The organism is Pasteuria penetrans (genome assembly GCF_900538055.1).
In the GTDB taxonomy this organism is placed as follows: Bacteria; Bacillota; Bacilli; order Thermoactinomycetales; family Thermoactinomycetaceae; genus Pasteuria; species Pasteuria penetrans.
The window spans coordinates 1,071,712-1,096,414 of record NZ_UZAC03000001.1 but is presented as its reverse complement, the minus strand read 5'-3'; the positions used below and the strand labels follow the sequence as shown (position 1 = coordinate 1,096,414).

Below are 24,703 nucleotides of genomic sequence, written 5' to 3'. Positions count from 1 at the left end.
GATGGGCAGTTCATGTATCTTCTATAAGAATGTATGTCCATAATAATACTATCATTCTCCTTCAATGAATGTTTTCTATCATAACCAACTACAGGAATGATGCGTGAGTCTTCTTTGGTAAGGATCACGAGATTATCCCTAAAAAATGAACGGAGGGGGGGTATGCAAAGAGGATCTCTGCCCCTGTCGTTGTGGGTATTGGGACACAGGGTAGAACGAAGAGGCCATTCCGAGTACGACCCTCATCAGTGAAGCATTCCCTATGAAGGATGTGTGCACCGTGTCATTATAAATGTGAACTCTGTATTTTTGCAACCCGGTTACATGCTATAAGTGGAATTAATTAGGTATGAGGAGAATATAATTAGAGTATGAGATCATGGACGTATGCTGATAAGGATTGGTATTTCAGCAAATTTTCTCATGGGTGTGTTGAGTACGCTGTATAAGTGATGAAGATTGCAATGGGTCCTTTGGAGTCGTGTGGTAGGTAGAAGGCTTCCAACCATCCAATGCTGCTAGTGTGGAAATGACCCCCGGTGGGTGATCAGTTTAGGGAAAGGCGGGGCCAGAATCATCGTCTGGTGGGGATTAGGGAGCTCAACGGGAGTGAACCACTGTTTGAAGACGTATCGAAAGGAACAGTCCATGTCCAAATCGAGGTGAGCTGTGACACGCTGGGGAAAGCCATGGAAGACGAACTATTTATGATCCGGGCGGCATGCGGTGTGTAGGCGGGAGGAACCTAATCTAGGCGTTATACTAAGGTGTCGGGTCATAAGTTCCTAGTGAGGCCCCCGAATTCGTGGGGGTCTATCGGGCGTGGGGTCCAAAGTTCCCAGCGAGGTTCTCACATCCTCTGGGAATCTTTTGGAATTTTTAAATTCAATATATATGTACATTAACTAAAAAAAAGTGTATATTGCATTTATTCATTAATAAATAACATATTATGATGATTGTGTGGCATCATTCACGAAAACTGAGGTGGGCGTGTTTTCGATCATTGGTCTGTACAATCCGTACTTTTGGACTCGGCACCCGATGGTGTTTTGGTTCTCCGGAGCTGATGGGGTTGGATTCTAAACCACCCTGCGCCGCTGGTATAAGGAGCATGGGTAGGGAGTAGTGGTCAAGGAAAAGGCGGGAATGCTTGTCTGGTGCGGGTTGTGGGGATCGGCGGAAGCGATCCCCGTACATCGGTTGGTTTGTTTACACGAGCGGGACACTTCATCTTGATGTGGCTAGGCATTGTCGTCTAGGGTCGTTGTGATGGTTTTTTCTTCACCTCCGTAGGCGCTTGTCATTCATAACTTTCCATATTTTTGTTTGCATGATGGGGTTACTTCCTTTATGGAGGTAACCAGGATCTCCGTCATGGCGGTCAATTCCTCCATGGTTGCTGCCAGCGGTGGGACAAGAGCCACCACATCCCTACCCAGAGGGCGAATGATCAGGCCGTGTTGGTAGGCTCGTTGACAAACATGATGGCTGACTCGGGCCGCAGCGGGGAAGGGGATGCGTTGAATGGCATTGGATGCGAGTTCGATCCCTACTGCTAAGCCCAGTTGTCGCACTTCGCCTACGTAGGGGAAATCCTGTAGGGGGGCGAGACACTTTGCTAGATGATTCTGGGTTCTTTGGATGTGGGTCAGTAGCTGCTTTTCTTCGTACAGGGCCAAGTTGGCTAGGGCTGCCGCACACCCTAGAGGATTACCGGCGTAGGAGTGTCCATGATAGAGGGTTCGCGTGGAGGGTACAGCTTGTTCATCATAGAAAGCATAGTATATGGAGTCTGTAACTATGGTAGCGGAGACAGGGAGATACCCTCCTGTGAGCTGCTTTCCAACCATCAGGATATCAGGTTTTACCTCTTCATGTTCGCAAGCAAACATAGGACCCGTTCTACCAAAACCCGTCGCGACCTCGTCTAGGAGTAACAACACCTGATACTTTCGACAGAGTTTCTCCAAACCCTTCAAAAATCCTGATGGCATACGAATCATCCCCCCAGCCCCCTGGATCATGGGCTCTACAATCATGCCGGCAATCTCCTGGTGGTGGGAGTCTAGTAGGGTTTCTACCTCTGTCAAACGGGTGGTACAGCATGCGGACTCCGTACCCGGGAAGCGGTAGGGATGGGGATAATGAACGGTGTAGGTTGGGAAACCCATAGTTTCGAAGTCGCTGTGATAAAGGGGTATCCTTCCTACACTCATAGAGCCGAGAGTGTCGCCGTGGTAAGCATTTTGGAACGTGATGAGGGCACGTTTTTTGTGATAACCATGATAATGCCAGTAAAGAAAAGCCATTTTCAGACCCACTTCTACGGCCGCGGCACCATTGTCGGAAAAAAACACCTTTTGCAAGCGTGTCGGTGTGAGCTTGATGAGTTCCTCAGCCAATACAATGGCGGTAGGATGGGCCGCCCCCAAAAGAGTGGTGTGGGCTATCTTGTCCAACTGTTTTTTTATTGCTTCGTCTAGAATGGGGTGGCCATGTCCCCATACATTGAGCCACAGGGAGGCTGTTCCATCGTAGTACACCTTCCCCCGCACATCGATGAGTCGTACGCCCTCTCCCCGCTCAATGATGGGTGGGTCTTGAGAGAAGTGGGAGGCCATCTGCGTAAAGGGGTTCCATAGATATTTCCGATTTTTTTCTAATAATTCAATATAATTAGATCGTACCACCTTCATCCCCCCGTTGATCATGGAGTACCTATCGCCCTGCCGGTATATATTCTTCTACAACATTGCACCCTTTTCTTTCAGCCCATTCAACCATATTCAAACCCCATATTCAATGTTTGGGTCTCCTTGTGATGCGATACGGGTTCCTTGATTTTCCGAGTCTTGACCCTAGTCGTAGTTGGTAGGTCCGGAACGAAGGATCATCCCTTACATTGATCATTTTTTTTATAGACTTAATTATGATACCGGTGTGGGGGATTGTTTTTTATGATTCAGGGGATCTTTTCTGGTATGATTTTGTTACGATGGTAGGAAGAGTTTTCGAGGGGGGATTTGCGATGGTTGAAAAAAAGGCAGCTACGAAAGGGAGGACAAAAAAGAAGGAATCCGTGTATTCTGAATTACGGAAGCGTACGAGGGAACTTCTATCGGATGCCGAGGTGTCTGATATTCGGACAAGGCATCTTTCGGATCCTATGTCGGTTTATAGATTCCTGAAGGGTACTTTGGATCCCGTTGTATTCCGTTCCCTATGGTCGGAACTTCTCCGCTCTCGAAATATACATAATTTTCAAGAGCTCTGTTCTTCTTCCACGTGTGAGGCAATGGCCCTCTTTGATCCCGATATTATAGCTACCTTTGCAGAGGCCCCCATTTCTGACGAGACAGAGGACAGTGACGTGTTAGGGTTTCTTGCTGATATTTTCCAACAAGCCCGGGTCGAGCGGGAAGAGGGGGAAGCAGGGGACTCATTGATGAGGGTATGTACGTCCGTGGCCAGTCTGAGGTCTGTCCTACAGGATTGGTCTAAGGAGTCGGGTGGATCCGCGAGGATCGGTTTTGTACCTACCAAGGGTGCGTTGCATGCTGGTCATGAGTATATGGTGCAGCAGGCACGTCGGGAGAATGAACGGGTAGTTCTGTCCGTTTTTGTGGGTTCAAAGCAGTTTTCCTCCCATGAGGAGTACCTTCGTTATCCCCGTGATCGAGCAAGGGACCAGAAGAAGGCACAGAGGGCAGGTGTGGATCTTCTCTTTGTTCCTACCGAGGAGGAAGTGTACGCGGAGGCCCCTCCTTCCCTGTGTGGGGATTCCCTAGAAGGGTCCCGGGAAACGGGGCATGATTATGAGGAAGCGGCGCAAGAGGTTTTGAAATTGTGTCAATGGATTCAACCCCATTCCCTCTATTTGGGTCTCAACAACCCGAGGCGGTCCCTTGCGATTCAACGGAAGGTTGAGTCTATGCCGTTTCGTGTGGTGGAGATTCCGTCCGTTCGTGAGCGGGATGGTTTGATTTGTTGTGCACGAAATGCCCATCTTACATCCAATGAGCGATCGTATGCGTCTTTCTTCCATCTCCGTTTGAAATTAATAATGGATCTCATTTTTGTTGGAGAACAACGCGCTCGGTGCACCGGTTCTGTTCCCTCTACCGTGAAGGGTGCGGAAGAGTTTATCCTAGGATTATTGAAGCGCCAGGGGAAAGGAGGGAAGAGGGGGCCGATTACGAGAAAGATAGAGAGTGTGGCTCTGCGTACCTATCCAGGCTTTCAGGTTCCTGATGACTTACAGGTCCGTTCCCTGATCTTGTTGGTATCGGTTCGATATGGATCTACATGTCTGATGGATCATATTTTATGGACAGAGAATGGTTTGGAGAAACATCTCTATTGTCCTTCCCTGAGGGGGGGTTGTGGATGGATGATTCCCAAAAACTTGTCCGGGATCTACCGTCATCTCATCAGGTTCCTCCCTGATTTCAGGACCCTGTGATGATGGGGCGGAGATATGGATCAGGAGGGTCCCCGTGGGGATGGGAAAATTCGGGGTAGGTTTCCTCCTTTCCGTTTCCCATGGGGGGTTTCTATCCGCATAGTGACCATGTATAGATTGAAAACATACAGGGAATGAATATCAAGAAATCATCGGGGAATTTGTTGGTGGTGGGGGGGATCCCCCGTTTTTTTGATACGATGGAAGAATCTTGGGTCCTGGGTTGGGGTGGTTTTCGTGGATGTTGTGGGGGTCCGATTGATATTTTCAGAAGATTTATACATGATTACCCATTCGTTGTTGGGTTCCCTTCACAGGTTACCTACCTAAGGATAACGGAGGAATGGTAGGGCGGGTTTTGATTCATGTTGTGTTGTCGCTGTAGGGTAACTATTTTCGTTCTATTGCTCGTGATACAATGGGCGGTAAGGGGGCACGTTACGATAGGTTGGGGTATTTTTACATAAGGTGATCTATGGTAGGTAAAAAAGCTGGAAGGGGTAGGAACATGGCGACATTGACGGTGGAAAGTGTGACCCATGCCCTTCGTTCCGTACAGGATCCGGAGCTGGGCAAGGATTTGGTTACCTTGGGCATGGTAAGCGAGGTACGTGTCGAGGGGTCCGAGGTGAGCCTGACTGTTGTACTTACGGTGGCGGGTTGTCCGATGAAGGCCAAAATCAAACAAGATGTTGTGGACGCCATCAAGGCCCTTGGGGCTACCTCTGTGGGAGTTACTTGGGGCGAGATGACGAGCGAGCAAAGGAAGGCTCTTTCCGGGCGGCTGCAAGCAGAGCGGAAACAGACGGGTGCAGATGGAACGACCCGCCCTCCCGCCTATTGGTTGCAGGAGCAAGGGGTGGTTTGTCTCGCTGTGGTGAGTGGCAAGGGGGGGGTAGGAAAATCTACAGTAGCTTCTAACCTGTCTGTTGCTCTGGCACGTGCGGGTTGTCGGGTAGGTCTGGTAGATGCTGATATCTATGGATTTAGCATACCGGAAATGATGGGTGTACAACGCCGTCCGGTGGTCATTGATGAAACCGTTGTTCCCGTGGAGCAACATGGTGTTCAAGTCATGTCCATGGGCTTTTTTGTGGAGGATAATGCCCCCGTCATTTGGAGAGGGCCTATGTTGGGAAAAATGCTCCGCAATTTCTTTGTCGATATCCACTGGAACCAGGTGACCCATTTCGTTCTGGACCTACCCCCGGGTACAGGGGATATCGCACTGGATGTTCATCAAATGATTCCACAGTGTAAACAAATCCTTGTGACCACCCCCCACCCTAGTGCGGCTCATGTAGCTATTCGTGCGGGTAGTATGGCCCTGCACAAAACGAAGCACGAATTATTGGGCGTGGTAGAAAACATGGCCTGGTATGAGAATCGATTGGGGGAAAAGGAGCAGGTTTTTGGTTCGGGTGGAGGAAAAAAGGTAGCGGAAACGCTCGGGGTTTCTCTTTTGTCCCAAATACCTCTGGTGTCCCCTGGGGGTACCAGTGAGGGTGTGGTGAGGGATGCGATTTATCCCCCCGAACATCGATTGGGCGCTATGTACGATCAGCTTGCTGCCGCTGTTCTTAGTAAAATAAATTCGTCTTCGGCAGCCCGGTAGAGGGATACGGTGGGGGGGTTCCGCCTAGAATGCAACGAAATCGCATTCCGACTTGGCTTAGTTCGACTTTATTGGTAGGCATTCTCATTGCGCTGACCCTCCTTTGGGTGTTACAGGCTCTTTTGGGTTATAGAATTTCTTGGGGATGGAAGGGCGTAGCTCTTTTTTCTGTCCTGCTCCCTCTCGCTTCCATCATGAGTTTTCTGATTTATCTTGTCCTTCATTCCATGGCTAGGAGTTACTTTCTCGCTCGGTCTCCGCGTGCTTATCTCCTAGTGCAATTCATGTTGATAGGGGTTGTCATGTTTCTACTCTTCCATTTGCAGGGACAGCGTGCAGAGACGGGGTGGTGGCCCAATGGGGGATTTCCCGTCTTTGTTTTTCTTGCCTCGTTGGGGGTTGCTCTTTGGAAGGTATGCCTGGTGAATCGGCGTGTTTTTGTGCCCACTCTGTTTTTTATGGTTACATTCACCGCCCTAGCTAGTAGTCCCGTTCTCAATGTGCAGCAGGGTTTGCTCCCCTGGCACTACATCATTTGGTATGTTTTAGTCATTTTTTTCTGCAATGCATGGCAAATCTTATGGCTCTCACGTTGGGTACGTACTTCCACCGCTTCGCCTCCACCGGATTCCTCCCTTTCCCCCCCGTCGGGGGGGATCAATCGACAGGATTCACCCGCACACCGGCGTCTGAAAGTAACTCGGAAACTGTGACGAATGTGTATCCCTCCCCTTTGAGTTGATCGATGATCGTTGGGAGCGCTAGATGGGTCTGCTTACAGGTATCGCTGGCATGGAGCAGAACAATATCCCCTGGATGGGCTTTCTTTACAACATTTTTAATGATTTTATCGGCTCCAGGATTCATCCAGTCCTTGGAGTCCGTCCCCCAGTGGATCGAGGTGTATCCCAGTTTGCTGGCAATTCCCAGGACACGGGTAGAATCGCTGCCATCTCCATTAGGATAACGGATCAACTTAGGTTTTTTTCCTGTGAGTTTTGTTAGTATGGTATCCGCTTCGAGAATTTGTTCCCTGATTTGCTGTTCACCTAGGTTGCTGTAGTTGATGTGTTTATGGCCATGACTTGCAATTTCATAGGTTTTAGCAATTCGTTCGACAATATGAGGGTGTTGTCTTGCCCAGGGACCTGAGAGGAAGAAGGTGGCGGATTTTATTCCCTTTTGTTCCAAAATATCCAGGATGGGTCCAGAACGCTCTTCCCCCCAGCTGATATCAAAGGTGAGGGCAATTTGTTTTTTGTCCGTCTTTACATCACGGATTGCCATGGGGGGTTTCGGGGGTGCAATTCCCCCACTGAAAACCTCGATTGCGTAGTGGCGTTCCGCATAGGCAAACGAAAGCAAGCCGATGATAGTTGCCGAGAGTAAGGTCACGCGTAACATTTTTCTACCAGAAATGACGATGATGAAAGGATGCATTCGTTCCACTTCTCCCCCTTGTCTGGCTGCTGTGGGTAACGCCTGATGTTGGATCCTATATATCCCCATAGGTACGCTCCAGCTTGTCATGTATGATCCTGGGGTTTCAGGATAGGTGGTTGCTTTTCTTATGGGGGATAGGCCCCCAGCGGTAGTAATTTCAATATTCTAAACGAATTTGTTACAATCGGATCGAGTGGTAGGAAATGGGGTGGTTTCCATCGATCCCCTTAAGGGAGGACGGTATTCTATGGAGTGTGTTGCATAAAATTGGTACATATCCATGCGGGGAAACAGTCCCATCCAATGGGAATCCGCTACGGTAGATGGGGATTCGGTCCAAAATTCAGAGACAAGTTGGGAAACGAAAACCATGATCCTATATCCGGATCCCTTAGGTTTTCCTGACCCATGGGGTCATGGGGTCCGTGGTAGGATTGAGCCCCATGGGGAAGCGGGCTACAATAGGTGGGGGGAGAATGGGAGGCTCGAAAAGGAAAGGGTTTGTCCATTGATTTAGACTTGTGTACATAGGATCTGGTGGTTTTTGTCCAACCCTTTTTCCCCCTAGCGCCGAATAAGGGTTGTATAGTCATGGCGGAAGGATGAGGAAGAAAATCCTATTTGGGGGTGTGAGGGTTTTGCATAAATCCTCTGCTAGGACGGAGGAACCCTTTTCCCCCAGCGTGTGCGAGGGAGGGTTCTGTCTACGGATCCCACAGTGGGAGGAAGAGTACCCTTCGTGTACAGTGGGGATTACGCTATGGAAGAATCCGGAGGTAGAGAGTCAATACCAGTTGCCCTGGGGAGCGCATGGTACCCTGTGGGCACAGGTGGTCCACAATCGTAGGAGACTGTGTTGTTTTTTGGATATGGATATGGAATGCTGGACCATGGCCGAGCAGGTGCATGATACAAGGGTTGCTTGGGTTACTCCGTATAGGAGGGGACGCGGCTCTTCCTCCAGGGAGGATGCGTTTCCGGATGCGGATGGATTGGCCACGGATCTAAAGGACGTATTGTTGGCCATTTGCGTTGCGGATTGTGTTCCCGTTTATTTGATGTATAAGGAACCCGATTCCCCCCAAGGAAAGCCCTTTTTAGGCCTTCTGCATGCGGGATGGAGGGGAACGGCAGGGGGGATCGTTAGGCAGGTGATCCCCCATTTGCGGAAGCTTTGGGTACCCTTGTCCGAGGTTCGGGTAGCCTTGGGGCCATCCATTGGGCCCTGTTGTTTCCAAGTTCGGGAGGATGTGGCCCAATTGTTGTTGGCTAGCTCACCCTGTCCCTCGGTGGGTGAGTTGGATTCCACAACGGGATGGTGGCGAATCGACTTACGGGCCATCCTAGTCGCGCAATGTGTGGAGTTAGGGGTGAACCGGGAGCACATACTCGTGAGCCAGTGGTGTACGTGTTGCAGTCGGGAGCCCCGTTTTCACTCCCATCGTCGACAGCCTGAGGTGGGTTTGCGAATGGCAGCATGGCTGGGTTGGCGATCTAATGGACGAGGATGGGAGTAGATATCAGGTGCAAGAATCGCAATTGTACACCCGATGGCAGGGAATTCATCGTCGTCTGAGGCAGGCTTGTGCGCGTGTGAATCGTGATCCCGCGACGGTAAGGGTGGTTACGGTTACGAAGTCTGCCACAATTCAGCAAATTCGGCAGGCGCAGGAGCTTGGATGGGATCATTTTGGCGAAAGTAGGCCGCAGGAGGCATTACGTAAGAGGGACGCGGGTATTCAGGTGGGTACATGGCATCTTATTGGGCGATTACAACGGAATAAGTGCAAATGGGTGGCGGGGTTCTTTCGTTATTTTCATGCCCTGGATAGGATGTCCTTGTTGGAGCCCTTGTCCGTACAGTGTGAGAGGGCGGGCACAAGATTGCGTGTTTTCTTACAGATCAACGTGAGTGGGGAGGCCAGTAAGGCAGGGTTTCCTCCCTCTTCCCTTGCAGAGGTGTTGGACGAGTTGCCGGCTTATCCGTCGTTGCAGGTGGTGGGATGGATGACAATGGCACCGCGGGTGGAGAGGGCAGAGGAGGTAAGACCTGTTTTTCGTCGGCTTGCCTCTCTGCAGAGGGAATGGGCTGCGCGGGGGAATCATTTCCCCGAACTTTCTATGGGTATGTCCAATGACTTTGAGGTGGCGATCGAGGAGGGTGCTACATGGGTACGGATTGGTTCGTCTCTGTTTGCACCGGATCATGGAGGGGGAGGTAATTGAAATCCTTTGGGGGGAGGGAATGCGGTGGCGAGGTGGATGGATCGCGTCATGGATTTTTTGGGGATGGATGAAGAAGAGGAAAGCGAGGAGGAAAGAGGGGAGGAAAGGGAACCCTCGAAGCGTGCAGAGGGCAAGCGGGGGCGCTCGGGTGTCAACAATGTGGTCTCGTTTCATGCTCCGAAACAGACTCAGAAAGGTGTGCGTGTTGTTTTGTCTGAACCCAGGGTATATGAGGATGCACAGGAAATGGCCGATAATCTAAAGAATCAGCGGTCCGTGGTCATCAATTTGCAATCGGTGCCTAATCCTACGGGACGCCGTATCCTGGATTTCCTCAGCGGGACAGTTTATGCATTGGGGGGACATATTCAGAAGGTGGGTCCAGGCATTTTTCTTTGTACACCGGCTAATGTTGATGTACAAGGAACCATCCGTGAGATGTTACGTGAGAACTGAGGGAGGGGGATCCTTTGCCTAGGTTTCTATGAACAAAGGTGGATGGGTGATCTTCCCTCGTTTGCCTGAGGAATAAGGCGTGCGTAGTGAATCGTTGCAATTCTTATTTTATCTTTTTATATTCCTATTTATTATGGATTTAGTTCTAGTTATTGGATTATAATAGAGCTATGAGGTCGATTGAATTTATGTGGGATGGGGTAGAAACTTTTTGCGAGTTTGTCATTGCTTACATTGGGTAGAATTTCCTTTTTTATTATTTTACAGAAAATTTATTTATTTAAAAATATTCAAAATAGCCAACGGAACCTCTGCCCTGGGAGTAAGGAGGGGCGGAAAGGACCTCGTTGGGACGTGTGGATCTCATGCTGGCCGAATGGGATGGGAATGGATGCTAGAGAAGGAGGAGGGGTTGATTATCTACAGTAGCGGGGGATACTACAGTGTTCCTGATGGCCCTGGTAGTCTTCTCCTAGGGCACGGCTGTGAGGTATCTTACGATCAGGCGAGTTTTGTACCATGAAGTTCCCCTTAGTTCATCGGTCCTAGGGGGAATGATTCCCAATCTGATTTTTTTCAGTAGGGGGATGTGGGGGGTTGTTGGTTTTGGATAGGTGCAGGACGATGGTCTGATTCTAGTGGATAGTTCAAATGAATTTTACCCCCTTGGTGTACGGATTATTGCAATGGAATGGGGCTTGTACGGCTTGCCTCACACGTATTCATTTGAACAGGTGAGGTAGAAACATTGAGACTCTTAGTGAGGGAGTGTACAATGGTGCAGTGGGGAGTGAGCCGCCACCCTGATGATGGATCGTGATTGCGTAGGGTTGTGTTTAGAGACGGAGGATGTTTTTGTGACGTATGCATTCGGCCATGGGGACAGGAGTTGGATCGGTTTTTGTAGGGTGATTTACGTTCCCATGTGGGATACACAGATGATAGGAATGTGAGACTTACCCGCGCCGAGAGTCATTTTAGGAGGTGCAAACAAGAGATGCGAACAATGCGCATCACCCCTTACGATATCCGTGATAAGGAATTTAAGTATGCATTTAGAGGCTACAACTGTGCAGAAGTGAACGATTTTTTGGATCAGATTACCGACTGTATGGAGTACATGAAGGTCCAAAGTGAGCAATTGGAAAAGGAGAATGAGGATTTAAAGCAACAGGTGCAGAATTTACAGGGCCAGCTGGATGAAGTTTCTGCTACGGGTCGTCATACGTATGCTAGTGATTCCCCTCAGTCTGCTGGTATGATGGAACAAAGTATATACAAATCCATTCGTGTGGCTCAGGAAGTGGCTAATGAGGTGAGCGCCAATGCTAAGAAAGAGGCGGAGATCATAGTTCAAGAGGCGAATAAGAACGCGGATCGGGTTCTCAATGAGGCGATTGAAAAGTGCCGGGCTTGGGAACGGATGGCGATGTCCTATGAGGTTCATATGAAGGGTCTCATACGTTCGCATTGGGAGATGATCGAGAATTCTGATTGGTGTTCAACCGGGAAGTTGGCTGGGGAAGCGGATAGGGATGTAAAGGAGACAGCGTCTACCCTACCCGATGGATCTGAAATGGACAAGGTAGCACAGGAGGCGGCGGCAACAAAGGTTTCAGGCGATGGATCTACACAGCAGCAGCGGGCATCGACGGCGGCCCCATCTTCCACACAGGATTCTTTTTCTCCAGCGATGGATTCACAGCAAATAGCTGGTTCCTTGCCCACTCCAAGGGGCGGGGGGCAGTCCACGGATCGTAATGTGTTGACGTATTCTCCGACGTCCACAACGGGTTCGGGTCAACAACCGTCACCGTATGGCCCCCCCGCTGGTGTACAGGGGAATTATTCCCAACAGGTTCAGGATGGGTATGCGGGTCCAGGGGAATATTCATCGCAGCAGGAGAGTGGTGGTTATTCGTCTGATGAACAGCCACGGGATATGTATCCCCTTCCCCGTTCCTATCGTATGCGTCCGGAGTCTTATGATACGTCTGCGGGGGGAACGGCGTCCCGGGGGGGGTCTGCCCCCGAATACCCACCTACTGCCACCTACCCTTCCCCACCTGTGGGGGATGAAAATATACGCTCTGGGGGTCCGACAGGTCCATCGGAGGACAGCGGGGCTCAACAGGGAAGTGGCTATGATGATGGTTCCGTAGAGCCGCGTCGGGAGGTTCGGCGCGGAACGCGTAAAAAATTGAAGAAGAATGCTATCTTTTAGGGGGCAGCGGACCTGGACGTGGGATTCCCTTTGCTGAAAAGACGCCTTGGGCGGCTTTCAGCAATGGTTGTCCTGACAAAGGGTCGTTGTTTTTTGCTGGATGGGGTTTCGAGCAGTGGATATCTAAGTAGAAGAAATATCCAGTATAGGTTCCACGTTGTTTGGGTCAAACTATGATTGCACCACATCATCCCGTGTGCAACCCATGTTGTACGTGGTGTTGTAAGGTGAAGGGGGGTTCTTCCGGTGGGCCAATGTGGACGCAGCAAAGCGGACTCGGGGTCAACGCCGGGGGAGAGCAAGGGAAGTCCACCCGGTTCTGAATGAACTCTCGGTGTCTAGTCATTTCTTTGGGTAGACAGGTGAGTTATAGGGGTTGACAAGCTGAGTTCTGAACGATAATCCTCGTTCAATTTCCCGCTTTGGATCGAAGGGGCACCTTCCCGCTTCTTTTTTGGCAACAAAAAAGGGGCGTTCAAGGGTAGGTGCCCCTTTTCGTTCCTTCATTTATGGCTTCGCTCGAGTTTCCACCTGGATCCTCCCTGTCCTGTTCTTGGGTGTTTTTTTCTTTGTAGGTGTATCAGAAGAGCCGGCTCAGGGTGCTTGTAATTGCATTTTGTCTGTGATTTCAGTAGGAATCTTTTGCCTGAAACTGTTCCCAGAAAACGGGATCCAACGAGCGTAGGATACAAACTAGTGATGATGAGTCTACGGGGAATTGGGGGATAGATGGGGTTGGCTATAACAAGTAGCGCTGGATCGGGAATTATAAAAAAATTTAAAAATTTCAGTTATAAAGAATGAGGGATTTTCTTTCTGCGGTCCTGATCGTTTCCCCCTATGGTTGTAATGTTCTTGTGATATAGTAATAAACAATAGGCAGAAGAAAATGTAAGTACAAGGGACTCAGGGAGAGCTGGGGGGAAAGCTAGCAGATGGGTGTCTTATACCTGTTCCAGGTATAGTTGCATATTGGTGTTTCGTCGGATGAATGGATCCCATGGGCCCCTAGCATAATGCGAGAATAGTACGTGTGGTTCCTTGGCGGTGTTGATGGAGAGGGGAGGGGTCAAGAGTTCTCCTTGACACTCTCCCAGGGGAATTTAGGCATGCGATCGGGCGCAATCGTATCCTTTGTGGGAGGGGAGAAGCGGGAAAATCTGTCCTTCCACAGGTCCTGGAACAGGTAGTGGAAATGATCATGGAGAAAATCGTGTGAATCGTTTTGGATGATCAACGGGGGGAGGGGAACCCCCCGTCCTTGAAACGTGGTCGTATTGTAATGAATCGACGGTCTTTTCTGATGTTTGTTGTGGGCTTTTTGTTTGTTCTTCTTAGGATGGGGGGATGGGAAAATTGGAGGAAGAAGGGGGGAGTCCCTGCGGTTGTGGGTTGTAAAGGAATCATGGACGTTGAGGAAACGGGGCAGTGTGTGCCAAATTTTATTCGGCCTACTTTACGAAACGGGCGAGTAGGTGAGTACATAAGTCTCTCGGAGTATATCGCAGGGAAACCCACGGTCCTGTTTTTCCTTGAACTTTCCCTCGACTTTGTCGTTGGCAAGCCGATTTCGGATCATGATCAGAAGGGGCTGAGGAACTTACGTGAGGAATTACGAGTTGTAGGGGAACTACAGGATCGTTATAGGGGTCGGGTCAACTCTCTTTATATCCATAATGGTCACGATACCTATGATAGTGTAGGGATCCCTCAGGCCACTACGGTTGCTGGAGTCTGTTGCAGGAAGGTTGCAAACCTTTTGGGATGGATTCCGTTCCGTAGCGAAACAGTCCTTTTCTGTTTCCCTTGTTGTTTTGACTACCATGGGAAACTCAGTTTCCAATTTTACCCATTCTATCTCATTCCATAACTGTCATCATCTCATCCTATGGTGAGAGGTATATCCCCTTTCTTAATGGACGTTCGTTGGTGTTCGTGTGTACGGCGCTGGCTATGAGTGGTTTTATGGTAGGATGTGGGGGAAATCCCCTTACAGGGCTCATTCCGTCGTTCATCGCTTGCTTGTTTTTATGAGTGTGGCAATTTTCATTGCCTTTGTTTCCATAGAAATTTCTGAAGCAATACATTCATCGTTGGGGTCCCTCTCCTGAAAAAGTCCCATGTATCTTAGATTATGGGGTCCTCATAGTGACATTTTGTGTGATGGGGGTTGGACAACAGGATGAACCAGCAACAATGCCAGGAGTATTTCCGCCTAGTATGGGAGAAGGGTTGTCTCGCCCATGCTTATGCCTTATTCGGTCCGGCGGAATCGGGTAAGCGTGCGGTGGCTCTCTATCTAGCTCAGATGTTGTTCTGTACACAACGGCGGGGCGGGAAGGCCTGTCGACGGTGTAGGGATTGTCAATTGTGCGAACGGGAACGTCATCCCAGAATGAGGATTTGGGAGGGTGTTGATTCTATCAAGATCGGCGAGGTACGGGATTTTTTACAGCAGTCTAGTAGGGATGGGGGCCCTGACCCCCATGTGTGGATCGTGGGGGCAGCGGAACGTTGTACTACCCAGGCGGCTAATGCTTTGTTGCGTTTCCTCGAGGAGCCCATGGGGGTATGGTATATTCTCCTACTCAGTGATCGACCATGGGCTCTTTTGCCGACCCTACGATCACGTTGCCAAATGGTATTTTTGACACCCCCTTCCCCTGCGGTGAGGGTTGCTGGGTGGGTGAAGGGGGGGATGGGGAAGATTCAGGCCGAAGTAGTAGTACAATTGTCTACGCAGGGGGGGGCTAGTGTACAGAAATGGCCCTATGAAAAGTTTGCGCAATGTTCCATAGGGGTGATACAATGGGCGGAAGAGACGCTGGTTACGGGTAGGATGGGCCCCCTAGGGGCGCAGGTGATGTGGGAGGGTGAGCGCCCGGATGTTGTAGGGAAGGTAGACCTCTGCATTGCGTGGGCAAGGGAGGGGTTGTGTCGGATGGTAGATCGTGAAATGTCTGTTGTACCAGGGTTGTGGAGTGAATTTCCTCCTTCGGGCTCCCTTCGGTCCATTTCAGAACAGCGTTGGTTGCGGTTTCTGCGGAATCTTCTGGTTGCACGTGGGAGATTGATGAATCCCTCCCTCCACCCGCGTGGTATCTTAGAGCGTTTTGCTCTGGACATGCTTTCCACCGGCGATCAATGACAACGAGCAAGAGGGTGATGGCCGATATGGCCAAGGGTGTGGCGGTGCGTGTTGTGCGGGTGATGGATCATCTAGAGGGTCAGGTTCGGCGTTTGCAGTCCGATTGTGTTGAGCTTCGGCAGCAGTTGGTAGCGATTGTGGAGGAAAACAATCGTTTGTGGATGGAGAATCGCCGTTTGGTTCGCGCAAAGGGAAATGCCCCTGTTGGTGAAATAGGGGAAGGATCGGGGGTTTCCACGGGTGGTGATCAGCTGCGGTCGTTGTATGAGGAGGGTTTTCATATTTGTAATGTTCATTATGGTCGGTTGCGTGATCGGTTGGAAAGGGATTGTATGCTCTGCCTTTCCTTTTTGACGCAAGGGGATGAGGCGCCGGGGTAGTTTTTATACCGCGGTGTTTTTTCGTTGTACCTATCTATGATCTGGGGGGAGATAAGGTCCCATGGAACTTTCCTATCAGAGGAGTTTTGTCGATGATGCCCCCTCGATAGGGGGGGGGGATGGGTCCAAGCTTTACGTAGTAGCAACTCCCATCGGTAATTTAGCGGATATCACCTCACGTGCTCTGGATATTTTGCAGGGGGTAGACCTCATTGTGGCGGAGGACACACGTCGAACCCGTAAGTTGTTGAGTCACTATGGATTACATACTCCTTTAGCGCGTTACGACGGACGAGGGGGGGAGGCTAGAATACTGGAGCCCATGATGTCACGGGGTCATAACGTGGCTTTGGTTACGGATGCAGGAACGCCTACCATTTCCGATCCTGGGAATGCGTTGGTACGGGCTGCTGTGGATGCAGGTATTCGGGTGGTAACGATTCCGGGTCCTTGTGCTATGGTCGCTGCCCTTGCTGCCTCTGGATTGGCTACCCACTCGTTCCTCTTTGGGGGTTTTTTGCCCCGTAAAGCTACGGCACGGTGTGCGCGTTTGCAAGAGATGCAATTCGTGCCCGCCACACTGGTTTTCTATGAATCCCCCCAGCGGCTCCTGCAAACGTTATCAGATATTGCCAATGTGCTGGGGGATCGCCCTGTAGCCATTGCGCGCGAGTTGACGAAGTACTACGAGACGTGGTGGAGGGGTCCTCTAAGTAAGGTGATGGAGATGCTCAGAGAGGGCACTCGTATGCGAGGGGAATGTACGATTGTGGTGGAAGGAAGGGTAGCGGGGGAGGGTCCGCCAGTCCCCCCTTCCTCCGTTCCTGTTTCCATTGAACAGGCTGTTCGGGAGGAATTGGCACTGGGGAAGGTACCCCGACAGGCTTTTAAGGATGTTGCCAGACGGTTGGGTTTGTCCCGTCGTGAGGTGTATCAGAGGTACCATGGTTTGGGGATAGGGAGGGGGGAAGAGGACGACCCCGAAGGTGGATAGGGAATGGTTGGGTACGAATGGGGAGCCGTTTCCTATATTTTTTATTTTTACCTATCCCGTGTTGTTTTTATGGAAATTTTTATTCGAATACTTGTCTTGGTACAATCTATTTTTGTATACATCGTGTGGTTCGTGCATAAGATTTTCTGCAAGCGAGCCACAGGTTGTTTTCAAGAAAGTAAGACGGTCTGCTTGTGCGATGCTTACCATCCAGTTTTTGTTAGGAAGGGAGGTGTAGCCTCACGGAGCATCGCGGAGTTGAGCGATGCTACTTTAGGCTAGATTGATATATGTCCCAACCAGGAATACCCAATGTTACCCCTGTTGTTAGTTTGACACGTACGGATGCTGTCAATCTCCTCCTATCTTCGGTAGCCTTGGAGGAAATTGCTCTGAGTCACATTCTCAACGCAGAGGGGGAGAAGGTTCAATACGTTCTGGGTACGCTGTCTGGTTCGCGAATGCCGGTCCCGCCCACTATTGCAGAGTTGATGGATATCAATAAAAGTGTACTTTCTGTAATGAAGGAGACAATTGCTGGGGAAATTATTTTACAGTCTAAATTAGAATCAGTGGCAGGTTTGGTATCGGGTTCGGATGGGGGAGGTCTACCAGGCCCACCGGGCCCACCGGGTCCACCAGGGTTTCCAGGCCCGCCGGGATGTCCAGGTCCGCCTGGACCGCCGGGTCCGCCAGGGATTTGTTGTGGGGGTGCAACAGGTTCTCGGGGGGGTCCAGGACCACCGGGACCACCAGGGCCACCGGGCCCACCAGGACCACCAGGACCACCGGGACTACTGGGTCCATCGGATTCTTGTTGCATAGGTGCAACAGGGGCGACGGGCGAGCGGGGATACCCAGGACCACCGGGTCCACCAGGTCCACCGGGGTCGTCAGGGTTGCTGGGACCACCGGGGCCGTCTGGGTTGCCGGGATCCCCAGGACCACCAGGACCACCAGGACCACCAGGACCACCGGGTCCACCGGGTCCATCGGGTTCTTGTTGCGTAGGTGCAACCGGAGCGACGGGCGAGCGGGGATACCCTGGTCCACCAGGGCCTCCAGGTCCACCGGGGATGGGTTGTACGGGTGTTACAGGTCCGATGGGTGCGCGGGGGTATCCGGGACCGCCAGGTCCACCGGGGTGTCCGGGACCGCCGGGTCCTCCAGGATCCCCAGGTCTGCCAGGGTCACCGGGTCCGCCAGGGATCGGTTACACGGGTGTTACAGGTTCAATGGGTGCGCGGGGGTACCCAGGGCCGCCGGGGCCACCGGGTCCACCAGGTCCACCGGGCCCCTGCTGTTGTTGTCAGGGGGTAACCGGTGCCACGGGTCCACCAGGTCCCTGTTGCCCAGGTCCTACAGGTCCACAGGGGCCCCAGGGTCCAATGGGTCCAATGGGATCTATGGGTCCATTGGGGCCAAGGGGACCGATGGGACCAATGGGACCGATGGGACCGATGGGACCAATGGGTCAACAGGGTCAACAGGGTCTACCGGGTCCCTGCTGTACCGGTCCTCCAGGTCCGCCAGGAGTACCAGGATCACAGGGTCGGCCAGGACTATTGGGACCACAGGGTCCTCCGGGTCCACCAGGACCACTGGGTTTACCGGGACCGCCAGGGTTACCCGGCGTACCAGGAAGTACAGGAGCTACCGGGGTGACGGTGCGACACGTTGCAGACCAAGTAGGGGCCAGTTCTTCTTCTATGGCATCTATGTACTCTGCCCAGTTAGTGATAGGGCTGGAACTGTATCATCGAGTGCCTGCATGAATGAGGAATCATGTGGGCCTGCGTCCCACCCGTGTGCAAGATCCCTTTGTGAGGATGCCTGGCATAGAGCCGGGTGGGGTGCATCGAAATCATGGCTAAGGTGAGTCATACGCCCAAAGGGTGTTGAGGCGAAACGGATCATAAGGGCCATGAACCGGTATTTTTTTCTGGGAGATTATTCCCGATGCCGTCACGTCGGGTAGTAAGGGTTGCAAGAATGTCGATTTCTTGCATCGTTCCCAGTGGCCTTCTTACCGTCACCTAAGGTCATGGGGGAAGAGTAGATGGTACGGAACGTGGTTTGTGGGTTTTTCCGCAAAAGCAAAGCCGGAGTACCGGAGAAGTGTGTTAACGCACATGGAGGGAAAGGCTTTTGTCAGCGGCGGGTGGTAAGAGGTCTATTTCATTGTGGTTCTACCATCGGTCGTTGATAGAGTGCCGGATGCAGTGAAAGTTGCCTGTCCGGTGCGACGCAGGGGAGGGGTTGGGGCACTTTCCCTTTCCTGCGATGGTCCTCAAGGCCCAATGGGTCCGAATGGTGTGTGTTGCACAAGACAGCATGCCCATTTGGGTCTCACGGAATTGACTAATGTGGCCGCTGGTAGTGCGATCCCGATTGATGAGAATTTCTATATTTCGGGTACGAATATTACACATGTGGTTCCTTCGTCCAGTGTTCTTCTGGCTCCTGGATCAGCCTATTCTGTCGAGTACACGATTGTTGCTAATCCGCCGCCTACTTATGGTCTCAATATCGTTCTGCGTCTCGATGGTGTGAATATTCGGGGTAGTCGGGCGCGTAGTCCAGAAACTGCCCTGGAGATTGATGGTTTTGTCAGTTCTTCAGGGGGGGCCATTTTCAGAACGACGGGTTCCCAGACTAATGTGTTGGAGTTTGTCATTGATTCCGGTACTACGCCGACTTTGGTGGATGAACTTTCCATTCGCATCTTTCAGTTGGATTGATGGTATCGGGTTTGTTGTGGGGGGATGATACACGAGGGGCGCACATAGCTCCCCTCGTGATTTACGTTTACCCATAAGGAGGGAGGGCCTTGGGCTTCTCTGTTGGATAGGTATTCTGTTGTAGGTGTGTGAATTTCTGAATGAGGTTTTCAGGGGTGTGTGTCGAGTAGTAAGCTGTATAGGTGATGAATCATCTATCACAACAAACAACCCCTGCGAAGGATTGTTCCCTAGTATAATTGTATATATTTTTATAAATAATTAAAATTTTTAGATCATTCATTTTGTATCGAGGGCGTAGGGTGGTCGAAAGCCCCAGTTTAAAAAATTATTATGTTGTTATGAAGTTTTTCGTTCCTATTCACACCAAAAAAGGGTTCGAATAGACCCCCTTTTTGGTAATTCTCTATACCCCTGTGTACTTCTAGGGGTTCCCTTCTCGAACTACCTTATATCCCCCCTGGATTTTTCCAATGGATTTATCGTATGCGTTGAGTAATTTTTTATATCTATGTGGATTCCCACGGGCTTTCTCCGCGGTCCCTGTCAATTGGGACCACGCCTCATTGAGTGAAAACGTTTCTTCTCCATACCCGAGTTGTTTGTGATAAAAATCATTAGCTTTATCCACGAGCTCCCTCATATCTTCCCCGGATACTCCGTTAGGATCCTGTACCATTCTCTTAAATAATAGTTTATTTTGGGTAACAAGTTCCCTCCATTCCGTTTCCATTTCCCCTGTACCCGATTCCGTTACGGATGTGTGTTGTGAGTTCATACTATGGGCTTCTATCGAATGGGTAATGATGCTATCTTCCCCCATTAAGGCCAGTAGACTGGTAGAGGCGAATAGAATGCTTGTTTTTATTGTTCTTATCATAATTACTCACACACTCTCTTTCTTGTTTTTTAGGATAGATACACCACTATTCTTCTGGCAGGGGTTAGCATTCCCCCCTCCGACCCATTGTAGTTTTTTTGATGCATAGGGTCAAACAATCCGTCCATTTTTTTATAACTTTCCATATCATGGGAAGAAAACGGAAATTCTATGTTTTCTTTTCTATGGACCATCATGTTCTGGTGGATGGGAGGTTCCTGGATTTCCATGGGTCTCTACCTCGGGACCAAGCTAGGGAAGGAGACCTATGTTCTGGCGACATGCAGTGTACAGGTGGAATGAACTCAACCCTGGCTTTTCTGTGCAACTTGGAAACCTGTTGTCGTGCAGATGCCTAGCAGCTGATCGTGCCAGGCCGGTAAAAGCCAAGAGATATCGGGGAGCTCTGCATATACAGGGGCAGATTGGTTCGTGGTAGCCTAATGGGGGTGGAGCAAAGGGGACAGTCTACCGAACCGGGTCTGGAACGATTGAGTGGGGAACGCGAGGAATCACACCGGTCCGGTTCTGTGAGGGGCTCTTGGTTGAAATGCTGGGTCTACTCGACGTCGGACGGATGCCTGGCTGTTGCCAGGACGTAGTCAAAGGTCTAAGACAACTGGGGTGTTTTGTGCGCGAGGTCGGATCGGATCAGACCAAGTAGCCTGATGAAATCCTTGTGATAAAGGCAGGGCGAAGGGGTCCAATAGCACAGATTTTGTCTGATCTTCGTTAGGCAGGGAGCCAAGAGGAACTGTATACAGAAGGCGAACTAGTCTATGGTATTGTGTGCGTGTGCCGTAATGGGGAGGTGGGGAGATACCAGCCCACCTGATCCATGTTGGGAAGACTAATAGGGCACTTTTTATGGAAAATTTTTCTTGATATTTGTAGGTAGGATGTGTAGTTTAAAAGGGAAAGAGTTTATTTTATATTATATATTTATAAAAAATAAATATATTTTATCAATTCCATTGGGGGTTCCAGGAGGGCTCCTTTTTTTGGTTGGGTAAACCCTTCAAAAAATCTACGAATGGACCATCCAGATCATTTACGCATGCGATCCTACGCAATCAGCGGCATTAGGTGATTGGAAGCCTGTCACCTACCAGCAGTTGGCTCAGCAGTTGGCCCCGAAGGGCCCATTACAATCCTCATCGTCGATACAGCCTACTTGACATTGACATACACTCGATGATATTCCAGGCCCGAAGTTTGGCTAAGGACCTGAAAAGGGGGGAGAGCCTATCCACTAGGGTTACAGGGCAGCCCGGTGAACTCAAACGATCTGTTTGCCTACCATCCGTTCTCCATATGCTACTCCATAATACAGCCTGCTTGATTCATGCAATAATTTCATACCCTAAAGCCTCTGTTCATCCACCCGCTATGAACAGCGGAGACCCGGTGGTCAAGAGCCTCCGATTTCAATAATTATTATGTTATTAATGGATTTATCGAATTCGTTTAGTAATTCTCTATATCTATGGGGCTTTCTACGGGCTTCCTCAGCAGTCCATGTCAATTTGGACCATGCTTCCTTTAGTGGAATCGCATTTTTTCCATACCCGAATTGTTTATTATAGAAATCATTAGCTTTATCCACGAGCTTCCTCACATCTTCCTTGGATACTCCGTTCGGATCCTGTACCATTCTTTTAAATAATATTTTATTTCGTATGACAAGTTCCTTCCATTTTCGTATAACAAGTTCCTTCCATTTCGTTTCTATTTCCTCTGTACCCGATTCCGTTACAGATTTGTGTTGTGAGTCCATACCATAGGCCCCTATCGGCTTGGTAATGATACTATTTCCTCCTATTGAGGCCAGTAGGCTGGTAGAGGCGAATAGAATACCTATTTTCATTGTTCTTATCATAATTGCCTACACTCTCCCTCTTGTTTTTTAGGATGGACACACCACGATTCCTCTGGTAGGGGTTGGTATTCCCCCCTAACTTATTATAGTCTTTTTGATACATAGGGTTGAACAACCCGTCGGGACCGTGCAATTTCTTGTGGGGAATGCCCTATCTATGAATCTAGTCTCACCTTTTCGTAAAGCAATTGAGTAACATAATAACATTTTGTTATGACACTGTTCCTGTTTTAGTATCCCAGGGGTATTTATCTTATTTAATATTAATTTTTTATAAAATTTTTACCAGGTCCTTGCGTGAAAGACGAACATTGTGTTGTAGTAAGATCCATTCTGTTTATGGTACGTACAAAAACAATAAAAAATCCGTAATGTTGTTAACATTACAGACTAGGATGGAACCTTGTTCCATTACCATTATATTACATAAAATTTTCAATTTAGAGGACATAGTATAACAGAAGGATAAACAAAAAGAAAATGGAAATTGGTTACCATTTTTAACGAATCAGGATGGTCCGGGTACTATAGTGAATAGGTAAAAAAGGAGGGGACAGAGTTAGAAAACCAAAATATAAGGCTCTTGGCCAAACTTCGGACCTGAAATATCCTTGGGTGGTTTTTTCCTAATTCTGGATTGTAAGGATGAGTTAGGTGGGGTCTCAGGTTTCCCGAATCCTCACAGGAACACCTGATTCCCGGGAATGGACGGTTGACAATGGACTCTAGGATATAACTCATTTTATCTGATTTTGTGGTTCCCAATTTCTCTATTTTCACGATTTTCACTTCGTCCGAAAAAGGGGGGGCCCCGGGAAATTTAGTTCTGTCTTCATATCAACAACCCCTTATTACCTGATAGGGGGTGAGTTGCCTATCCCCACTCCCGAGACTGAACCCCCAGGTCCGATATGCGGCCAAGATCCAAATATAATAAATATATTTTATATAGTAATCCATGGAGGAAACACTCAGAATGGGGGGAAATCCCCCCCAAAAACCCTGTTCAGAAATTCACACCCCCAACGGGATACTGCTGGGAAAAACGAGAGAATACTCTATTGTCAGATATTGCTGGAGAATACATATCACCCCGTACGAGGAAACAATAGAAAGGGGGATTAGTGCATCTTTTACAGGGTTTGGAAGTGGAAGAGATAACCTTAGAGGGGGGTTCAGGACACCCGTATGGTTTTCGGGAGGGGCAACTTGGGCATGATCAACCGGTGGAACTGAATAAATTTATTTATGATAAAGGGATGAAACTAAATAAGGAAGGTAAACATTTGTTTCGCCTTGAGGTTAGGCAGGATGCCCCGATGGAAATGAAACGGTTCTTATTGGAAAAAATACCCGGTTCAGTTATCTTTATCTATGGTACAGAGATTACAGGGGCGGATACTGATGAGGTGGAGGGATTGCTCCTTACTTCGGTGGATTCCTCGTTTCCTCCGGTGATCTTGATCTGGGATGGGAATACCAATCGGATATACCGCTTGGATGAGGCTGGGTTAGGAACCCCAAGGATGCGAAACCGACGGGGTGAAAGTTGTGCATCGGTGCTTATGACAGCAACCGGTAGTGGCATGGCGGCTGGTTATGATGAATTAAATTTACCAGGTTTGGTAATTGGGGGACTTATAGGCGCGGTGGGTGGCCTTGTTTGGTGCATAGTAGATGATTGATAGAACCTAGGGAAGGGATCACGTCTGTATGGAATGGGGGTTTAATAGCCCATAAACTAAAAAAACCTCCCTACGAAACAACCACAACCTGGATATTGTGCGTCGTGTTGTGCTATTAGGGTGGATGAGGGGATAGTTCCTCCGGAATAGGTAGAGGTGGTAAGTGGATTCCAAATCGTTTTTTCCAGCAAACTATCCATTGCTTCACCGATAGATAGAGGGACCCCTCTCTTCATTATAAGGTCCTGAAACGTGTTTATCCGTCTATACACCGCATAGCCCACCGGGGCAGTAAATAGGTTGCCTTTCTCTGATTTCTCTGATTCCCATCTGGCAGGGGTAATAACCCTGCTTTTTCCTAGATTGTTCACTACCAGGTGTCCCTTTACCCCAGCATCGCTAGACGGTTTAAAGCCTGCCATGCTACCTATCGCCGGTTCCGAAGGACCAGACAACCTTTATCCCTTGTACAACTTCTTGACACGCATAAGCCGGTTATCCAGGTATGCCCACTTCAATTTTTGTGTTTTCTGTTGCACAATTATAATATTATATTTAAAATTTAGA

Annotated in this window: 26 protein-coding genes; 21 read left to right on the top strand and 5 right to left on the bottom strand. The window is 49.6% G+C overall.

Translation table 11 applies throughout. The features are described from left to right. Positions 1-539 precede the first annotated feature (539 nt). Positions 540-734 carry a hypothetical protein gene (locus PPRES148_RS04410; protein WP_149453416.1) on the top strand — a complete coding sequence of 65 codons (195 nt, stop codon included), beginning with the start codon at positions 540-542 and terminating at the stop codon, positions 732-734. A gap of 573 nt (positions 735-1,307) precedes the next feature. Here PPRES148_RS04410 and bioA read toward each other — a convergent pair. Beyond that, a complete protein-coding gene (gene bioA, locus PPRES148_RS04405) occupies positions 1,308-2,699 on the bottom strand; it encodes an adenosylmethionine--8-amino-7-oxononanoate transaminase (protein ID WP_246142896.1) in 1,392 nt (463 codons plus the stop codon). Positions 2,700-3,031: 332 nt separating this feature from the next. Between bioA and PPRES148_RS04400 the strand changes: the two genes are divergently transcribed. The 4 genes from PPRES148_RS04400 (at position 3,032) to PPRES148_RS04390 (ending at position 6,793) form a co-directional block, all read left to right on the top strand. After that, positions 3,032-4,465 carry a pantoate--beta-alanine ligase gene (locus tag PPRES148_RS04400; protein ID WP_187820590.1) on the top strand — a complete coding sequence of 478 codons (1,434 nt, stop codon included), beginning with the start codon at positions 3,032-3,034 and terminating at the stop codon, positions 4,463-4,465. 192 nt (positions 4,466-4,657) lie between these two features. After that, the gene (locus tag PPRES148_RS11015; protein ID WP_187820589.1) at positions 4,658-4,795 is read left to right on the top strand and encodes a hypothetical protein; all 138 of its coding nucleotides are present in this window, start codon (positions 4,658-4,660) and stop codon (positions 4,793-4,795) included. A gap of 178 nt (positions 4,796-4,973) precedes the next feature. Then, a complete protein-coding gene (locus PPRES148_RS04395; RefSeq protein ID WP_149453413.1) occupies positions 4,974-6,080 on the top strand; it encodes an Mrp/NBP35 family ATP-binding protein in 1,107 nt (368 codons plus the stop codon). Between the two features lie 29 nt (positions 6,081-6,109). After that, positions 6,110-6,793 (top strand): KinB-signaling pathway activation protein, encoded by a 684-nt coding sequence (locus PPRES148_RS04390; protein ID WP_149453412.1) that lies wholly within the window; start codon positions 6,110-6,112, stop codon positions 6,791-6,793. Here the strand turns inward: PPRES148_RS04390 and pdaB are convergent. After that, on the bottom strand, positions 6,738-7,520 hold the full coding sequence (pdaB, locus tag PPRES148_RS04385; RefSeq protein WP_149454229.1) for a polysaccharide deacetylase family sporulation protein PdaB: 783 nt from the start codon (positions 7,518-7,520) through the stop codon (positions 6,738-6,740). The two genes, PPRES148_RS04390 and pdaB, sit on opposite strands and share 56 nt — an antisense overlap. A gap of 641 nt (positions 7,521-8,161) precedes the next feature. On the opposite strand from pdaB, the gene PPRES148_RS04380 reads away from it, so the two are divergent. The 6 genes from PPRES148_RS04380 to PPRES148_RS04365 all read left to right on the top strand — a co-directional run bounded on the left by PPRES148_RS04380 (position 8,162) and on the right by PPRES148_RS04365 (position 12,429). Continuing rightward, positions 8,162-9,040, top strand: a complete 879-nt coding sequence (locus PPRES148_RS04380) for a purine nucleoside phosphorylase YfiH/LACC1 family protein (protein ID WP_187820587.1) — start codon at positions 8,162-8,164, stop codon at positions 9,038-9,040. 7 nt (positions 9,041-9,047) lie between these two features. Next, on the top strand, positions 9,048-9,749 hold the full coding sequence (locus tag PPRES148_RS04375; RefSeq protein WP_246142895.1) for a YggS family pyridoxal phosphate-dependent enzyme: 702 nt from the start codon (positions 9,048-9,050) through the stop codon (positions 9,747-9,749). Positions 9,750-9,785: 36 nt separating this feature from the next. After that, positions 9,786-10,205: a cell division protein SepF gene (locus PPRES148_RS04370; RefSeq protein ID WP_149454228.1), complete on the top strand. Its 420-nt coding sequence runs from the start codon at positions 9,786-9,788 to the stop codon at positions 10,203-10,205. A 391-nt stretch (positions 10,206-10,596) separates the two neighbouring features. Next, complete coding sequence (locus PPRES148_RS12875; RefSeq protein ID WP_281289918.1) at positions 10,597-10,728, top strand: hypothetical protein; 132 nt, start codon at positions 10,597-10,599, stop codon at positions 10,726-10,728. Positions 10,729-11,011: 283 nt separating this feature from the next. Next, entirely contained in the window at positions 11,012-11,158 is a 147-nt protein-coding gene (locus PPRES148_RS11000; protein WP_187820585.1) for a hypothetical protein, read from the top strand. Between the two features lie 44 nt (positions 11,159-11,202). After that, positions 11,203-12,429, top strand: a complete 1,227-nt coding sequence (locus PPRES148_RS04365; protein WP_149453409.1) for a DivIVA domain-containing protein — start codon at positions 11,203-11,205, stop codon at positions 12,427-12,429. 1,069 nt (positions 12,430-13,498) lie between these two features. Here the strand turns inward: PPRES148_RS04365 and PPRES148_RS10995 are convergent. Then, positions 13,499-13,666: a hypothetical protein gene (locus tag PPRES148_RS10995; RefSeq protein WP_187820584.1), complete on the bottom strand. Its 168-nt coding sequence runs from the start codon at positions 13,664-13,666 to the stop codon at positions 13,499-13,501. Positions 13,667-13,690: 24 nt separating this feature from the next. On the opposite strand from PPRES148_RS10995, the gene PPRES148_RS04360 reads away from it, so the two are divergent. The 7 genes from PPRES148_RS04360 (at position 13,691) to PPRES148_RS04330 (ending at position 19,692) form a co-directional block, all read left to right on the top strand. After that, positions 13,691-14,299 carry a hypothetical protein gene (locus PPRES148_RS04360; protein WP_149453408.1) on the top strand — a complete coding sequence of 203 codons (609 nt, stop codon included), beginning with the start codon at positions 13,691-13,693 and terminating at the stop codon, positions 14,297-14,299. A 312-nt stretch (positions 14,300-14,611) separates the two neighbouring features. Further along, the gene (locus PPRES148_RS04355) at positions 14,612-15,577 is read left to right on the top strand and encodes a hypothetical protein (protein WP_149453407.1); all 966 of its coding nucleotides are present in this window, start codon (positions 14,612-14,614) and stop codon (positions 15,575-15,577) included. Between the two features lie 17 nt (positions 15,578-15,594). Beyond that, on the top strand, positions 15,595-15,957 hold the full coding sequence (locus PPRES148_RS04350) for an initiation control protein YabA (protein WP_246142951.1): 363 nt from the start codon (positions 15,595-15,597) through the stop codon (positions 15,955-15,957). Positions 15,958-16,018: 61 nt separating this feature from the next. After that, positions 16,019-16,951: a 16S rRNA (cytidine(1402)-2'-O)-methyltransferase gene (gene rsmI / locus PPRES148_RS04345; RefSeq protein ID WP_149453405.1), complete on the top strand. Its 933-nt coding sequence runs from the start codon at positions 16,019-16,021 to the stop codon at positions 16,949-16,951. Continuing rightward, the gene (locus PPRES148_RS04340) at positions 16,944-17,189 is read left to right on the top strand and encodes a hypothetical protein (protein ID WP_149453404.1); all 246 of its coding nucleotides are present in this window, start codon (positions 16,944-16,946) and stop codon (positions 17,187-17,189) included. The genes rsmI and PPRES148_RS04340 overlap by 8 nt, the downstream gene beginning before the upstream one ends. A gap of 52 nt (positions 17,190-17,241) precedes the next feature. Then, on the top strand, positions 17,242-18,726 hold the full coding sequence (locus PPRES148_RS04335) for an alpha-helical endospore appendage domain-containing protein (protein ID WP_149453403.1): 1,485 nt from the start codon (positions 17,242-17,244) through the stop codon (positions 18,724-18,726). 408 nt (positions 18,727-19,134) lie between these two features. Next, positions 19,135-19,692 (top strand): hypothetical protein, encoded by a 558-nt coding sequence (locus PPRES148_RS04330; RefSeq protein WP_149453402.1) that lies wholly within the window; start codon positions 19,135-19,137, stop codon positions 19,690-19,692. Positions 19,693-20,116: 424 nt separating this feature from the next. Here the strand turns inward: PPRES148_RS04330 and PPRES148_RS04325 are convergent, their stop codons facing one another. Continuing rightward, positions 20,117-20,572 (bottom strand): hypothetical protein, encoded by a 456-nt coding sequence (locus PPRES148_RS04325; protein WP_149453401.1) that lies wholly within the window; start codon positions 20,570-20,572, stop codon positions 20,117-20,119. A 268-nt stretch (positions 20,573-20,840) separates the two neighbouring features. On the opposite strand from PPRES148_RS04325, the gene PPRES148_RS10985 reads away from it, so the two are divergent. Further along, positions 20,841-21,011 (top strand): hypothetical protein, encoded by a 171-nt coding sequence (locus tag PPRES148_RS10985; RefSeq protein ID WP_187820581.1) that lies wholly within the window; start codon positions 20,841-20,843, stop codon positions 21,009-21,011. Further along, positions 20,998-21,174 carry a hypothetical protein gene (locus tag PPRES148_RS10980; RefSeq protein WP_187820580.1) on the top strand — a complete coding sequence of 59 codons (177 nt, stop codon included), beginning with the start codon at positions 20,998-21,000 and terminating at the stop codon, positions 21,172-21,174. Before PPRES148_RS10985 ends, PPRES148_RS10980 begins: the two co-directional genes overlap by 14 nt. A gap of 809 nt (positions 21,175-21,983) precedes the next feature. Here the strand turns inward: PPRES148_RS10980 and PPRES148_RS04320 are convergent. Continuing rightward, on the bottom strand, positions 21,984-22,451 hold the full coding sequence (locus PPRES148_RS04320; RefSeq protein WP_149453400.1) for a hypothetical protein: 468 nt from the start codon (positions 22,449-22,451) through the stop codon (positions 21,984-21,986). 1,124 nt (positions 22,452-23,575) lie between these two features. Between PPRES148_RS04320 and PPRES148_RS04315 the strand changes: the two genes are divergently transcribed. Beyond that, positions 23,576-24,136, top strand: a complete 561-nt coding sequence (locus tag PPRES148_RS04315) for a hypothetical protein (protein WP_149453399.1) — start codon at positions 23,576-23,578, stop codon at positions 24,134-24,136. Positions 24,137-24,703: the final 567 nt, after the last annotated feature.